The sequence below is a fragment of the Desulfoconvexum algidum genome (assembly GCF_055382125.1).
Genome location: NZ_AP042394.1, coordinates 1,414,386 through 1,429,958 on the forward strand (window position 1 = coordinate 1,414,386; position 15,573 = coordinate 1,429,958).

Sequence of the window (15,573 nt, forward strand, 5' to 3'; positions counted from 1 at the left end):
GCCCTGAATCCTCGACAACCGAGTAAATGTCCATGCCCAGATTTTTAAACAAAATATTTGTGAAGCACATACGCCCGACAGATCCTGGCTTTTTCATTGCCAGGTATGCCGGTAAGGCTGGGATCTGCTGTCTTGCAGCATTGCTTGCGGCCCTTGCGGTGGGGATTGAAGGAGAATACCTTTTCTGGTGGATGGCGGGGGCGGTCTGTACGGTTTTGTTTCGTACGGGAAGCACGCTTGGTCGGCGTAAGATCTATGCACTGATTCTCCTGGCTCTGGCGTCTTTGTTCGTTTCTGCCGCTGCTATCGCAGGGAATCATGCCTGGCTGAGCCTTGGTTTTATTTTTATTTTATCCTTTATTTGTTTTTTTGTGTCTTCCATGGGAGTATCCGCTTCCACCCTGGGGATCGGAAGTCTGGTCGTCTCTTTGATTTCGATTTCTTCACCGACAGATCCTGCCCAGGCAGTTTTACGGTCGGCATGCCTGCTGTCCGGGGGGGGGATCTCCTTTCTGGTCAATTTTTACCTGTGGCCCTTTGATCCGGAACGAGCGCTGCTGTCCTCGGCAAAACTGGCGGTTGAAGATATGGGCCTTTTTTTTGACAGTCTGTGCATCCGGATTAAAAATCCCAGGGTAACCGATGAGACATTGGGTTATTTAAGCAAAGAGGCCATGACTTCTATCCGCCGCTACCGCTCGTTTATGGAAAGTTTCAATATCGATCCCCTTAAAGGCAGCGCCGCCAAAGGCGGCCCCGGCCTTTTTTATTTTGCCCTTATCCGGCTCTTTGAATCCATTGTGGGGCTGTTCAACAATATTCATTTTTCGGACAATCATCCTGAGTTTGAGGCTGTTCGTGACCTTTTCCATGATACGGCAGCCGAGGTCTCCATTGGATTTGAAGCGTTTTCCAGGATAAAGGCAGGTCAGTACGACAGGCCGGATTTAGACAAGATATTTGTTGACATTGAGCGGATTCAAGAGGCGCTGCTGGATATGGGGGCCTACAGGCGGGGAGATGAGGTCCGGGATAAATTTTTGGACGCCTGGGGTGCCGTATACGAGCTTAAGAATGTTGTGCATGGATTGAAGGATATGATGGTGCTGGCAGATGAACGGTTCCGGCTGGGGAGGTCCTGATGTCCTCAAAAAAAAGATCTGTTTTTTTCGGTGAATTCAGACTCTCATCTCCGGTTTTCAGACACGCGCTGCGCGCTGCCATTGCCATTACCGTGGCCATTGCCGTGACACAGGTTTTGAATCTTAGTCATTCTGTATGGGTTCCCATCAGCGTGATGGTGGTCATGCGCCCCTCCTTGGGCGGGACCCTCCATATTAGCTGGAAGCGGCTGGTGGGGACTACTATCGGTGCCGGGGTCGGGGTCATTCTGGCGTGGTTTCACCTGCCTGTCCCAGCCATCGCCGCCATCGTGCTGTTATTGTTTTTTTTCATCTTTTATTTTAAGGGACAAAACTATCTAATTTTCACGGCCATCCTGACAGCAGATCTGGTGTTGATTCTGGGAACAGTTTTTTCACATACCTGGCAGGGCGGGGCGGAACGGATGCTGGATACCGTTTTGGGCATATCCATCGGTCTTATTGCCTCTTTTTTGATCTGGCCCAACTTTGCCCGGAAAAATCTGCGTCAGGAAATGGGGGCTCTGATTGCTGCCCAGCGCCGGCATTTTGGTCAGCTGCGCAGGACCTATTTCAGTGATACTCCGGAAGCTTCAACCCTGCTGGTAGGGAGGATCAAAGCCCTTACCCTGCTGGAGTCCTGTACTGAAAAGTTTACAGATGCGTCCATAGAACCGGGATTGAGATCCGGCCAGCGTCAGGAGCTGGTGAACCTTGTGGATATTTTTACAAGGATTCACCGCACCCTGACAGCCCTGGCTTCCATTGTAAGCAAATCCAAAGGGGTATTCCACGGCCGTATCCGTCCTGAATTTGAGGCGCTGATGGAGAGTGTTGATTCGAAGTTTTCAGAACTGGAAGAGTGTGCAAGAACAGAAGACGCGGCACAGAAGGTACAAAATTTTAATGTCGAATTTAGCAAATTTATGGTTTTTTTAGGTGAGATGCGCTCCCAGGGGGAATTTGAGCGGTTCTCCCTTGACAGCCGGAACAACTCTTCGGCCTTCATTCGGCAGATAAACCGGCTTGGAACGGAGCTGGAAAGGGCAAGAAACAGCATTCATACATTAAGAAAAGCCCGGTGAGCAGATCTTAATTGCTTGGATTAGGGCCGGCAGTTTTCATAAGACAATGAAAACTGCCGGCCAAATGCGATATTCCAGGGATAAAATGGGTTAGGGCTTGATATTGCCAAGGGCTGCTTCAAAGGCGGTTACCCCTGGTTTACCGTCCACTGTGGTGACATTATTAAGCCAGCCACGGTAGGTGTCTGGGTGCTGTTTGAGCCACGCCAGGCCGGCCTCGCTGGGAGACAATCCTTTTTGAGCATAGAGGGTCACCATGATCTGGTTGACCATGGAAACAGGGAAGGTGAAATTTTTAAGGAAAACCGCCACATTGGGCATGTCTTTTTCAAATCCTTTCCGGGTGTTGGTCCAGACCGTGGCCGTGCCATTGTCGCTGCCAAAGGTCTCTGAAGTACTGCCGGTCAGGTATGACATGTCAATCCGCTCGTTCATGCTGTGGGGTGCCCATCCCAGGAATACGATGGGTTTGTTTCGTTTGCTAAAGGAGCTGGCCTGGGCCAGCATTGCCATTTCGCTGGAAGCAACCAGCTTGAATTTGCCAAGGCCGAACATGTCTCGATCGATCATATTCTGAATGATCATGTTTCCGTCGTTGCCGGCTTCGATCCCGTAAATTTTCCACTCAAGTTGATCCCCGAATTTCACGATATCTTTGAAATCCTTAAGGCCCATATCAATACAATAGCTGGGTACGGCCAGGGTATACTTGGCACCGGTCATGTTCTTCGTATACTGGATAACAGACCCCTCTTTGAAATGCTTGCCTGCAATATTGGCCATGGATGGCATCCAGTTGCCCAGGAAAAAATCGACATCCCCTTTGGACAACGCCATATAGGTGATGGGGACGGACATGGTGAGGTTTTCAGCCTCATAGCCCAGGCTGTTCAGTATGGCCACGGCGATTTCTGTCTTAATGGTGACACCGGTCCAGCCGACACTGCCGATTTTGATACTAGGGGCATTGCCGGCAAATGCTGTGCCTGCGATCAAACAAACTGCCATGGCTATCGTGATAATCATTGACCTTGTTTTGTGTAACATAGACTCTCCTTCTCAACAGGTTTATGAAAGGCCTGGGTGCGGTATCTGCCCACCCAGGCCGGGGCTTATGTTATGCTTGTCTGATTTTGTGGCGGTGGTATGGCACATCTTCCGGGGCCAGGGGGGTATTTCCCAAAATCAAGTCTGCCGCCTTTTCAGCAATCATCATCACCGGCGAGTAAATATTGCCGTTGGTGATATAGGGCATCACAGATGCATCCACCACATACAACCCTTCAGTGCCGTGTACCTTCATGGTATTCGGATCCACCACAGCGGTTTCATCTGTTCCCATCTTACAGGTGCATGAGGGGTGCAGGGCGGTTTCCCCGTCCTTTGCCACCCAGTCCATGATCTCCTGGTCGGTTTCAACAGCCGGACCCGGGGAGATTTCCCCTTTGTTAAACGCATCAAAGGCGGGCTGGTTCATGATATTCCGGGCCAGACGGATGGCCTCCACCCACTCTCGTTTGTCCTGTTCCGTTGACAAATAGTTAAAGTGCAGGGCCGGATGCTGGAAGGGATCCTTGGACTTGATCTTTACCTGGCCCCTGGTATCGGAGTACATGGGGCCGATGTGAACCTGGTAGCCGTGATCGGTATTGGGAGAAGATCCGTCATACCGTACAGCCAGGGGCAGAAAGTGGAACTGAATGTTGGGATAGGCCACATCCGGGTTGCTTCGGACAAATCCACCAGCCTCAAAGTGATTGGTGGCTGCGGGCCCTTTTTTCTGGAACAGCCATTGGCATCCGATATAGGGTTTGTTGTACCATTTCATGGCAGGGGCCATGGATACAGGTTGTTTGCATCCGTACTGAACGTAAACCTCCAGGTGATCCTGCATGTTTTGACCTACCCCTGGCAAATCATGGACCACGGGGATGTCCAGTGATGACAGAAGCCCTGCATCCCCCACCCCGGAAAGCTGCAGCAGCTGGGGGGTGTTGATGGCACCGCCGCAGCAGACGATATGCTTGCCGTGTACGGTGTGAGAACCTCGTTTCCCCCGGGCATAGGTGACACCAATGGCCCGCTTGCCCTCAAAAAGTATCTGGGTGGCCAGGGCCCCCATGATCAAGGTCAGGTTTTTGCGGCGCTTGACCGGGTGGTAATAGGCCCTTGCCGCACTCCAGCGTTTTCCGTTTTTTACATTTCGATCAAAGGGAGCAAATCCCTCCTGCTGGTAACCGTTTACATCTTCGGTCCGGGGATAGCCAGCCTCCTGTGTCGCCTTAAAAAACGCCTGGAACAGCGGGTTGGTGCACGGCCCGATTTCAAGATGCAGCGGCCCCTTGCTGCCATGGTGTTCATCCTTCGGCGCAATTCTGTTTTCAGCCTTTTTAAAGTAGGGAAGACAATGGGCATAGTCCCATTGTTCCATTCCCTTGTCACTTGCCCATTTCTCATAATCCAAAGGGTTGCCCCGGATATAAATCATGCCGTTGATGCTGGAAGATCCCCCAAGTACCTTTCCCCTGCCGTGAAAAACCCGTCGGTTGTTCATGTGGGGTTCAGGTTCTGACTCATAGCACCAGTCGTACCATTTGTTGCCCAGGGGAACCGTAAGGCCTGCTGGCATGTGAATAAACAAATCCCATATATAGTCTGGACGTCCGGCGTCCAGCATTAAAACTTTATTGCTCGGATCCGCACTCAGGCGGTTGGCCATGGCGCAGCCGGCTGAGCCGCCGCCCACGATAATATAGTCATATTGTTCTTGTTTCATAGATCTTGTACTCCTTCTTGGGATGGGTGGTTTGATGGAACGCCTCAACTGCCGCCCATTCTGGTATATCTGTCAGGGACCCGGGCAAAAATATTGCCCAAAATGGCCTGTCAGTCTCTGCTGTTGCTGGTGTCGCTCGGGTAATCTGATTTTTGCAGTAGGGTCTTGCCCAATTTGTCCTCAAGGCATTGCTCTAAAAGGATGTACCAGTGACCGTAGAGCCTTGTGGCTTTTTGCAGGTCCCTATCCCGAATCGCCTTTGCTGTATTTCTCCAGTTTCTGGCGATTTCAAGCCGGAGCTCAGGGGTCTGGTAAACCACAAACTCGTAGGATCTGAACGTAAGCTGGACAGAGCGCATCATCCACTCGAAAAATGGGTTGTCGGCCATTTCCACCATGAGCAGGTTCAGTTGCTTGTCAATATTTGAGATCTGTTCGAAATCCGGGGTCATTTCGTTGCAGCGTAGGACCAGTTGGTCTGCAAGTTTTGTCATACGTTCGATTTGGCTTTGGGAGGCATTGGCCACGGCCGGTATTAAAATTGCCTGGTCCATGGCGTATTGAAACTCCAGCAGTTTGCCCAGGGGCATCTCCTGCTGCTTGATCATCACGGCCAGATTGTCAACCGCCTCGTTGATATTCGCTTCTTTGATATAGTAGCCGCCCTTGGCACCTTTTTTGGCTTCAAGTATTCCCTTTTGCCTTAGGGTTCTTAGGGCTTCCCGTACCGAACCTCTGCTGGTCTTGAATGCTTCTTGAAGTCCCCTTTCACTGGGCAGCCTGTCTCCTGGTTTGAATGTTTTCGCCAGAATTGCCGCTTCAATTTGCAGTCCAATGGCTTCGGATTTATTGGCACCGGTCACGGGATGAAATAGGGTCTGGTTCATTTTCTCCATTAATGTCCTACCATTAATCTATTTTGCCTTTGAGTGTTTTGCAGGTTTATGGGGGGATGAATCTTAAAAATACGCCGTAACAGCCTTAAAATAAGTGTTATATCTGTCGGTTACGTCTGTTTTGTTCTGATTCTCGTTTGTCAGGGGTCGCTTGAAATTAATTTTATTTGGTACGACCATTGAAGAAGATACAGTTCCAACCAGATGAAGTCAAGGAGTTTCTCCTGGGAATGGAGGATGAACGCGTGGTGTAAATAGGGAAAAGGTGTTTGTCTGGGGCCGGGTCGGCCTGTTAAAACCGGCCCCGGCATTGTTGCCTAAAAAGGAGAATCCAAAGGTCCCATGCCCATATACACGGATTTAACTTGGGTATAGTACCCTATGGTTTCCAAGCCGTTTTCCCTGCCGACGCCCGATTGCTTATAACCGCCCACGGGCATTTGGGCAGGGGAGGCACCATAGGCATTGACCCAGCAGATGCCTGCCTTAAGCTGGTGGATTACCCGGTGGGCCCGTTGGATATCCCTTGTAAATACCCCGGCAGCAAGGCCGAAGGGGGTGGCATTGGCCCTTTGAATCACCTCGGCTTCGGTGTCAAAATCCAGGACAGCCATGACCGGCCCAAAGACCTCTTCTCGGACAAAGGTCATCTGGTCGGTGCAGTCTGTGAACACGGTGGGGGGAACAAAAAACCCTTCCTGGTTTTGACTTGGCAGGGTGGGCATTGTGTGGCCGCATTGCTGGGTTGCCCCTTCTGCCTTGGCGCTTTGAATGTAGGACAACACCTTTTTTTTATGCTCACTGGATATCAGAGCGCCGAAGTTGGTGTCCGGATCCATGGGGTCACCCATCTTGATATTGGCCCGGGTCCGGGCCAGTAGTTGTTCCAGAAATTTTTCCCGTATGGAGGTGTGGACAAAAACCCGGGTCCCGTTGGTACAGACCTCACCCTGGGTGTAAAAATTGCCCAGCATGGCCGCGCTGACAGCCTGGTCCACATCCGCGTCCTCAAAAATGATCAGCGGAGATTTCCCGCCAAGTTCCATGGTGACATCCTTGAGGGTTGAGGCGGCGCTGGCCATGATCTTTTTGCCGGTGCCAACTTCTCCGGTAAATGAGATTTTTTCAATGCCCGGGCAGGCGGTGAGCCATTGGCCCACTGTGGCCGCACCCTGGACCACGTTAAAAACCCCGTCGGGCACACCCACTTGGGTGAATATTTCGGCAAGCTTTAATGCGCCCAGGGGTGTTTCCTCCGAGGGCTTGAAAATCATGCTGTTGCCGCAGGCCAGGGCAGGACCTGCCTTCCAGCAGGCGATCTGCAGCGGATAGTTCCAGGCACCGATACCGGCACATACCCCCAAGGGTTCCCGGCGGGTATAGTAAAAGTCTCGACCCAGGTCCTGCTGGCTGCCGGAGATACCCGGGGCGGCTCCGGCAAAAAATTCGATCACGTCAGCTCCGGTAACCACATCCACAGTGGATGCCTCCTGGAACGGTTTTCCCGTGTCCATCACCTCGATCCTTGCCAGGTCATCGTTTCTATCTCTTAACAGGGACACGGCCCGCATGAGAATCCGGCTGCGGTTAACCGTATCCATGGCCGACCACGCCTTGAATCCCTTCACAGCACTTTCCAGGGCAGCGTTCAGTACGGTGTCGTCTGCAATTTCAACCTCGTATATCTGTTTTCCCGTGGCTGGGTTGATCACAGCAAAGCATTCTTTTGTTCGGTTGTCTAAATATTTTCCGTTCACGTAATTTTTGTGGCGTTGCATTTTTTATAAAATCCTCAAAGGGGTCTGGTTGGGGGGAGGTGACAAAAATTTAATGTGAATGGCGGTTCTCCCTGAATTAAAGCAATCGTTGGGGGTTTTGCATGCCGAGCAGAGATTGATATCACCGGGACAGATATCCTCATCGGTTGGTATCACAGGGCACCGGTCAGAATTGATCCGGATTTGAAAATGGTATTGTTCTGAAAAAAGTTTGATTCTTAAAAGATCAAATCCCCTGCCGCCTGCATTAAAATCATAGGCGCGCTTGGTTGAATACTCCAGGGAGGTAGGCGGGGTGAAATAATTTTCAAATACCAGGTGAAGTTTTTCCCGGGTAAATCCAATGCCATGGTCCGTGACAATCAATTCAGCACAATTTTTTGCAGCGTTTAACACAATATCAATTTTACCCCTATCCGGGGTATATTCAATGGCATTTCGCAGGATGCCGGTGATGAGGGTGTCAAGGATTTCAGGGGGGATATAAACGGTCACACCTTTTGCAATTTTGGTGTTTAAAAGGCAGTGTCGATGGTTGAATTCCGGTCGAAGTTCTTCAATTTTTTTTGTCAGATATTCATCCAGAAGAAGGGATCTGGAATGGATTTTTTTGGGGCCGAAAATGCTTTCAATGGCATCGTGCACCCGGGTTACAATATCCGGGTTATCTGTTTCATTTTCAACCAGGACACTCAGTTCATCCTTACAGGCTTCGAAAAGTTTGTTGAGAAGATTATGGGCTTTAAAATTTTTTTTCCGCAAGAGATCTTCTACTTCATACTGGATGTCTAAAATTCTGTTTAAATTTCTTTGGCCCCGGTTGAAAATTTTTTCAAGGGATGGATTCTCAAGACCCAGGGCCGTCAATTTTTTTGATAAAAGCTTCATGGAGGCACCCAGGACCGAAACAGGGGTCTTGATCTCATGGGCAAGGTGATTGATCACCCTGTCTTTTGCACGGTTCAGTGTTTTTAATTCTTCATAGGATAATCTCAATTCTTCATGTATCCGGGTATTTTCAATGGGCAGGGCAATGCTGGCAGTCACAATGCTTAAGAGCTCAATATCGGTGGTATCAAAATCGCCATGGTTTTTATTGACCACGGAAACCACTCCAATGGTCCTGTCTTTGAGTTTGATGGGAACCGACAGGATCCCCCTTGTGGTTAGATCTGTTTCATCGTCCACCCGGCGCAGGAAAAAAGAGCATTGGCTGGCATCGGGAATAAGAAGGGGGGTCCCTGTTTTGTATACACGCCCGGACACGCCTTTGCTGGCAGAGAATCTAATTTTTTTGAATTTTTTTTCAGATTCCCGGTTCCGGTATTGGGCAGAAAAAAAATAGAGTTCATCTGTTGATTCATCTGCCAGAAGAATGAAAGCCCCCTCCACAGATATCAAATCTTGAATTTCCCTGTTAATTAGAGGAATCAGATCCCCCAATTGTTGATATTGGTGCAGGGCTTTGGAGATTCTGAACATGATCTTATTGCTTTTTGCCATCCGTTTTTCAACGGTCATGTCCCGCAGGATCAATACCTGTCCTGCGGGTTGGTTTTGGTCATCATACATGATGGCGCCATTGATCAATATGTCCAGAATTCGTCCGTCCTTTGTGTATCTCTGGGTTTCAAAATCATGGACCGTGAGGTTTTCAAACAATTGTTTCATCCCCTTCTTTGCCTGGGGGATCAGGTGATGGGGAATAAAGTTGATATTTTTTCCTTTTACCTCTTTGAGGGTCCATCCAAAGACGCGTTCAAAGGCCGGATTGATATAATCAACCTTGTTGTCAGGGGTGAAGGCAAAGACAGGATCGGGAAGAAATTTGAGGAGTGTGCTGAGCTGTTCCTGGGCAAGACGGCTTTCCTGGTATAATTCCAGGGTCTTTTTTTCTGGATTTTTAATCTTGTTTGGGGCCGGTGCTTTGTCTGTAAATTCCATTTATATACCTTGACAAACGCTGGGGTTAATTGCTTGAGATACCACCCTTATACTCAGATGTTGAGCCTGTTTTCAATATAATATTTGGAAAATTGAACAAGGCTCCTGTTGTTTAGGGGATTCCTTCCCGGAATTATTTTTCAAATAAATTCTTGACGTGTAGCTGTAATATAACTATAAAACATCTAAGTAATAGCTAATTCATATCCTTGATATAGCTATTAATGTCAACAGGAGCTTCACATTATGGTCAGTGATCGAAAAAAAAGTGACAAAATTGAAGAAACTCATTCCCGCACCAAGGTGAAATTTGAAATCTATGGAGAGGAACTGATCGAGAAGACGGTGCGTTCAAGTGGCAACAGTGGCAGAATTTACCTGCCGCCGGAATGGATCGGGACAAAGGTGAAAGTGGTAAAATGCTGAATCAAACACCCCTAATTCGTCTCGTTTAACAAAGAGGCTTATTTAAAGTTTAAAAGGAGAAAAAAGATGGGAAATGTTCCTGAAAAAATTTGGACCTGGCAAATGGTAAACCCCTCTAAAACGGACAAAGAAACAGGAGAGGTCACCCCCGGAAAATTGGTAAAAACTCAGATTGACGTCCCTGAACTTTTGCCTGGAGAAGTCCTGGTTGAAGTTGCGGGCTGTGGTGTTTGCCATACAGACCTTGGGTATTTTTATCAGGGGGTTCCCACGGTGAATAAACCGCCCTTAACCCTTGGCCATGAAATTTCTGGTGTTGTGGTGTCAGCAGCCGATGATGTCGAATCCTGGACGGGTAAAGAAGTCATTATTCCTGCGGTCATGCCCTGTAGAAAATGCCATCTGTGTAAAACTGGCAGGGGAAACCGGTGTCTTGCTCAAAAAATGCCCGGGAACAGCATGGGAATCTATGGCGGTTTTTCGAGCCATATTCCTGTTCCTGCCATTGACCTTTGTGAAGTCAGAAATCGGGGCAGTATCCCTTTGGAAAAATTAGCCGTTGTGGCAGATGCGGCGACAACTCCCTTCCAGGCAGCAAAAAGAGCGGATGTTCAGGTAGGGGATAATGTCATTGTCATTGGGGTTGGCGGCGTGGGACAATATATGGTCCAGATTCTTAAAGCCCTGGGGGCCGCCACGGTGGTTGCCATCGATATTAATCAGGAACGTTTGGAGACCATGTTAAAAAACGGGGCCGATTTTTCGGTTAATTCCATGGGTAAAACTCCCAGGGAAATTTCCGGAGAACTTAAGGCCTTCAGAAAAGAAAATGGATTGCCCTCAACCGGCTGGAAAATCTTTGAAGTTTCCGGCACGAAACCCGGCCAGGAACTGGGCCTTGCATTGCTCAGTTTTACCGGAAAAATGATGGTGGTGGGATTTGGTCCCCACAAGGTAGAATATTCCATTTCAAGGCTCATGGCATTTGATGCAGAGCTCATTGGTTCCTGGGGATGTTTGCCGGAGTACTATCCATCTGTGCTGAGTATGGTTACCAATAAAAAAATTAATTTTGAAGAATTTGTCCAGACCCGACCCATGAGCACTATCCAGGAAAGTTTTGAGGAAGCCCATAAACAGTCTCCTGATAAGAGAATCGTACTGATACCTGACTTTTAACAAAACCAAAAGGAACCAAAGATGAAATTAGAAGGAAAAAAAGCCATTGTTACCGGTGGGAGCAGGGGAATAGGAAAAGCCATTGCCCTGATGTATGCAAAAGAGGGGGCAGATGTTCTGGTCAACTACCATTCCAATGATGCGGCGGCCCGAGAAACCTGTGCCCAGATTGAAGCACTTGGGCGAAAAGCCGTTGCGGTTGCAGCGGATGTTGCAAATTATAACAGCGCACAAAATATGGTTGAAGAGTGTGTGAAACAATTGGGCGGGGTTGATATTGTTGTCAACAATGCCGGTGTTTCCAAGCCCTCTATGCTGCTTAAAATGACGGAAGAAGACTGGGATTCCATTATCGATATCCATTTAAAAGCAGCCTTTAATACCACACAGGCTGCTGGCCGCCACATGAAAGAACAAAAATCCGGCAAGATCATTAATGTGATTTCAACGGCTGGTATCTTCGGCACGGTCGGTCAGATTAACTATGCCTCTGCAAAAGCCGGTATCATCGGGTTCACAAAATCAGCTTCCCGGGAGCTGGGCCGATATGGCATCAATGTTAACGTGATCTGCCCCGGAATTACAAAGACAGAAATGACCGGCAAGCTTCAGACCGATGAAAAACTGAAAAAAATCTATGAAGGCAGAATTCAGCTGGGCCGTTTTGCCGAGCCTGAAGAAATAGCTCCTGCCTTTGTATTTTTGGCTTCCGATGATGCCAGCTATATCACAGGCCAGGTTCTGGGAGTTGATGGCGGTTATATTGGTTAGGTCCGCAAAAAAAGGTAAACCGGAAATGAGAAACACTAGATACCCGATAAACAAAGGAGAGTTAAAATGAGTCTTGAGTGGATGCCAAGGGATAATGAGCCAAAGGATCATGCATTGCATAGAAACCCCCATTGGGGAACAGAAGCCCCCGGCGTTATTTACGAGAAAAAACCGTTAACAGATCCCCAGGGAAATGTGACGGATAAATTGTTTGTGGCCTGGGTTACCCTGAACAACCCCAAACAGTTTAATTCCTATACCACAGACATGGTAAAAGGGGTTATTGCTGGATTTGAAAATGCTTCCCTGGACAGAAGTGTCGTGGCCGTTGTCTTCACAGCTGTAGGCCCCTATGCCTTTTGCACCGGTGGAAACACCAAGGAATATTCTGAGTTCTATTCCAAAAGATGTGATGAATATGGCCAGTACATAGATCTTTTTAACCACATGGTAGATTCTATCCTTGCCTGTAAAAAACCGGTTGTCTGCCGGATAAACGGCATGCGGGTGGCCGGCGGCCAGGAAATCGGGCTTGCCTGTGATATCGCGGTTTCGTCTGATCTGGCCATTTTCGGCCAGGCCGGACCCAAACACGGGTCTGCTCCTGCTGGTGGTTCTTCAGATTTTCTTCCCTGGTTTTTGACGGCTGAAGATGCCATGTGGAACTGCGTATCCTGTGAAATGTGGTCCGCTTATAAGATGAAGGCAAAGGGGATGCTCTCCAAGGTGGTTCCCGTTCTTAAAATAGATGGTGAATGGGTTAGAAATCCCACCATCATCACGGATAAATATGTGGCAGATGGTGAAATAGTATACGGCGAATCTAAATCCGGTCAGGAACTCAAAGATGGCCGGGCCCTTATTAAACAGCACCAGGCCAATTCGGATTTTGAATTGCTTGATAAGGAAGTGAACGATGTGATTTGGAAATTTGCAAATCTCTTCCCCGGCTGCCTGATTAAATCCATTGACGGTATCCGCCAGAAAAAGAAATTTTTCTGGGACACAATGAAAAATGATCACCGGCATTGGCTGGCGGCTAACATGGGGGGTGAAGCATTCCTGGGATTTGGCGCCTTCAATACCAAGAAAATTACGGGCCAGAATACCGTTGATTTTATCCAATTTCGTCAAAATATAGCGGATTCCCAGATGTGGGATGACGACATGTTTGAAAGTGTCATGGGAAAACCCAAAGAATAAGGCACAAAGAGGTGTTAATTATCAAATATTTGAACGGATAATTTATGGTTCAACTCCAATGTTATGGGGTTGAACCATAAACTTTGGACAGGGTGAAAAAAATAGGGGGTCTCAGGAGATTGAAACCCCCATGGCGCTTGATATTCTACCCTTTGTCCCCGGGGTGAAATAAGGACAATTTCATTTGCAAAAAATTGCTGATTTCTCCTTGACACATAGTTATATTATAGCTTATATATAGTTACATTGTGCCAAATGACAATAATTGGATCGGCTTTGGGAGATCGTCTTTGGTGGCTTACGAGGCTTTGATCTTATGGGCATATTTTGATGGGAAATAACGCTTAGGATTCAGGTAATATAGAAGGGGAAAAAAATGAGGTATGCAGAGACAGGGTTTAACCTGGAAATCGATTTAACCCGGGGAAATATTGAGAAGGTCGCAACGGACCCCAGGGACACCGAGCTTTATCTGGGCGGTTTGGGTACCAATGCCAAACTATTATGGGACAGGGTTCCTCCCGAGGCGGATGCTTTTTCTCCTGAGAACCTGTTGATTTTTGCAGCCGGACTTCTGTGCGGAACACCGGCGGTGGGGTGTAACCGTACCATTGTTTCCACCATCTCTCCCCAGACCAATTTAATGGCATTTTCCATGATGGGCGGTTTTTTTGCACCGGAGCTCAAGTATGCAGGGCTTGACAAGGTGGTCTTGAGGGGAAAGTCTAAAAAACTGGTTTATCTGTATATTAATAATGACAAGGTGGAATTGAGGGATGCCTCCCATTTAAAGGGAAAGGGATCCATTGAAACCGCTGAACTGATTCGACGAGAGTTGAAACAACCCAAAGCCCAGGTGGCTGCCATTGGCAAGGCCGGTGAAAACAGGGTTTTCTATGCCTCCATCGAACAGGGCAGATCCAGTGCCAGTCGGGGCGGCATCGGTGCTGTCATGGGAGACAAAGGGGTGAAGGCCGTTGTTGTGCGGGGCACAAAGGATCTTTATATTGCAAAGCCCGAGGAATTCATGGCGCTGACCAACGAGGTCATGGAATATATAAAACTTCGCAACGACAATCCCATTCCCGGTGTCATGCCCATATTGGCCGGCCTTGGTTCCCCCCAGGAGATGAAAGTCCATGATGAGAAATGGCACACGGAAAATTTTATGTGGGGCAATTCGAGAACCCGGCGAAAAGGGTTCTGGACCGATGAGGTCGCAAGGGACTGGCTTACAACAATGGAAAATGCAAGGACCCGGCTGATCTCCTGCTACAATTGTCCCATGACATGCGGGGCAACCATTTCCATGCCGGGCCTGCCCACCTATATGATGAAATGCTTTACAAAACTCACCTATACAATGGGGGCTTTTTCAGACCTTGATTTTGGATTGAGAATCGCCCAGAAGGCTACTGAATACGGGGTGGACGGATTTTCTGCTCCCCAGGTCATGGCCTTTGCCCTTGAGCTTCTCGAAGAGGGAATCTTAAGCCCTGCGGATTTTCCAGGGCTTCCCGAAGACAATGAAGGAAAATTTTATTACCTGCTGGATATGATTGTGAACCGGGAAGGCATCGGGGATGTGCTGGCAGAAGGAACATACAGGGCCGCTAAGAAGATCGGCAAGGGAGCTGAGGCTTTTGCCCACAATAATATCAAGAAAATTGAACAGCTGCCCCTCAAGTTGTCCATGCTCAACCCCCTCTATTATCTCATGTATTGTACCGGTGAAAAGATGAACATTACCCAGATTGAAGGGCAGTTCCCACAAGCCCCTTATCCCAAGCTGGAGCACAGGGAAGCATTTGTAAAAGACTGGATCCAAGTGCCCGATGAAAAATTCAAACAATATTTTCTGGACTGGGAGCCCCGGGGAGAAAACTCCATGCCCTTTTACCCAACGGTTGATATGTGTTGTGAGATTGTTGACTGGATGGAGCGGATGCACTACATCGATGATGCCCTTGGCCAGTGTGCAGGGCTTTCCTCCTTTCCTTTAAAACCGCCCTATCACATCCACAATTACCCGAAATTTATATCCGCCGGGGCCGGAATTGAGATGGATGAAGATTTGCTTTCCCAGGCTGCAAAGCGTTACAGGACCCTTATTCGCGCCTTCAATACCAGACGCGGCATGAGACGAAAAGATGAAGCACCGCCCGAGGACCATTGGAAAAAGAGGTTCCCTGAACTTGAAAAGGAGCTGCTGGACACCTATTACAAATTCAAGGGATGGAATGACGATGGGATTCCCACCAAGGAAGCCTTACATGAACTGGGCCTTGGTTACGTGGCGGATGAATTTCTGGAAAGAGGAATTTTGAAGGCAGAGGACAATGTCAAAGAAACGGCACCCGAAAAATAAGATAT

At 48.4% G+C, this 15,573-nt stretch carries 12 protein-coding genes; 7 read left to right on the plus strand and 5 right to left on the minus strand.

Annotated features, from left to right (window positions below; translation table 11 throughout):
* Positions 1 to 59: 59 nt before the first annotated feature.
* Together ACZ45G_RS06420 and ACZ45G_RS06425 are read left to right on the plus strand one after the other, a co-directional pair.
* Complete coding sequence (locus ACZ45G_RS06420; protein ID WP_464176178.1) at positions 60 to 1,142, plus strand: aromatic acid exporter family protein; 1,083 nt, start codon at positions 60 to 62, stop codon at positions 1,140 to 1,142.
* The gene (locus tag ACZ45G_RS06425; RefSeq protein WP_464176180.1) at positions 1,142 to 2,227 is read left to right on the plus strand and encodes an FUSC family protein; all 1,086 of its coding nucleotides are present in this window, start codon (positions 1,142 to 1,144) and stop codon (positions 2,225 to 2,227) included. Before ACZ45G_RS06420 ends, ACZ45G_RS06425 begins: the two co-directional genes overlap by 1 nt.
* A gap of 90 nt (positions 2,228 to 2,317) precedes the next feature.
* On the opposite strand, the gene ACZ45G_RS06430 is transcribed toward ACZ45G_RS06425, so the two are convergent.
* The 5 genes from ACZ45G_RS06430 to ACZ45G_RS06450 all read right to left on the minus strand — a co-directional run bounded on the left by ACZ45G_RS06430 (position 2,318) and on the right by ACZ45G_RS06450 (position 9,621).
* Positions 2,318 to 3,274: an ABC transporter substrate-binding protein gene (locus ACZ45G_RS06430; protein WP_464176182.1), complete on the minus strand. Its 957-nt coding sequence runs from the start codon at positions 3,272 to 3,274 to the stop codon at positions 2,318 to 2,320.
* Between the two features lie 70 nt (positions 3,275 to 3,344).
* The gene (betA, locus tag ACZ45G_RS06435) at positions 3,345 to 5,003 is read right to left on the minus strand and encodes a choline dehydrogenase (protein ID WP_464176184.1); all 1,659 of its coding nucleotides are present in this window, start codon (positions 5,001 to 5,003) and stop codon (positions 3,345 to 3,347) included.
* 110 nt (positions 5,004 to 5,113) lie between these two features.
* Positions 5,114 to 5,890, minus strand: a complete 777-nt coding sequence (locus tag ACZ45G_RS06440; RefSeq protein WP_464176186.1) for a FadR/GntR family transcriptional regulator — start codon at positions 5,888 to 5,890, stop codon at positions 5,114 to 5,116.
* Positions 5,891 to 6,216: 326 nt separating this feature from the next.
* Complete coding sequence (gene betB / locus ACZ45G_RS06445; protein ID WP_464176188.1) at positions 6,217 to 7,677, minus strand: betaine-aldehyde dehydrogenase; 1,461 nt, start codon at positions 7,675 to 7,677, stop codon at positions 6,217 to 6,219.
* Positions 7,678 to 7,680: 3 nt separating this feature from the next.
* Complete coding sequence (locus tag ACZ45G_RS06450) at positions 7,681 to 9,621, minus strand: sensor histidine kinase (RefSeq protein ID WP_464176190.1); 1,941 nt, start codon at positions 9,619 to 9,621, stop codon at positions 7,681 to 7,683.
* Positions 9,622 to 9,867: 246 nt separating this feature from the next.
* On the opposite strand from ACZ45G_RS06450, the gene ACZ45G_RS06455 reads away from it, so the two are divergent.
* The 5 genes from ACZ45G_RS06455 to ACZ45G_RS06475 all read left to right on the plus strand — a co-directional run bounded on the left by ACZ45G_RS06455 (position 9,868) and on the right by ACZ45G_RS06475 (position 15,568).
* Positions 9,868 to 10,047 carry a DUF2080 family transposase-associated protein gene (locus tag ACZ45G_RS06455; RefSeq protein WP_464176192.1) on the plus strand — a complete coding sequence of 60 codons (180 nt, stop codon included), beginning with the start codon at positions 9,868 to 9,870 and terminating at the stop codon, positions 10,045 to 10,047.
* Between the two features lie 66 nt (positions 10,048 to 10,113).
* Positions 10,114 to 11,226 carry a 6-hydroxycyclohex-1-ene-1-carbonyl-CoA dehydrogenase gene (had, locus tag ACZ45G_RS06460; protein WP_464176194.1) on the plus strand — a complete coding sequence of 371 codons (1,113 nt, stop codon included), beginning with the start codon at positions 10,114 to 10,116 and terminating at the stop codon, positions 11,224 to 11,226.
* A gap of 21 nt (positions 11,227 to 11,247) precedes the next feature.
* Entirely contained in the window at positions 11,248 to 11,997 is a 750-nt protein-coding gene (locus ACZ45G_RS06465) for an SDR family NAD(P)-dependent oxidoreductase (protein ID WP_464176196.1), read from the plus strand.
* Between the two features lie 66 nt (positions 11,998 to 12,063).
* Positions 12,064 to 13,200, plus strand: coding sequence for a 6-oxocyclohex-1-ene-1-carbonyl-CoA hydratase (gene oah, locus ACZ45G_RS06470; RefSeq protein ID WP_464176198.1), 1,137 nt, complete (start codon positions 12,064 to 12,066; stop codon positions 13,198 to 13,200).
* 376 nt (positions 13,201 to 13,576) lie between these two features.
* Positions 13,577 to 15,568, plus strand: coding sequence for an aldehyde ferredoxin oxidoreductase N-terminal domain-containing protein (locus ACZ45G_RS06475; RefSeq protein ID WP_464176200.1), 1,992 nt, complete (start codon positions 13,577 to 13,579; stop codon positions 15,566 to 15,568).
* The last annotated feature ends 5 nt before the right edge of the window (positions 15,569 to 15,573 follow it).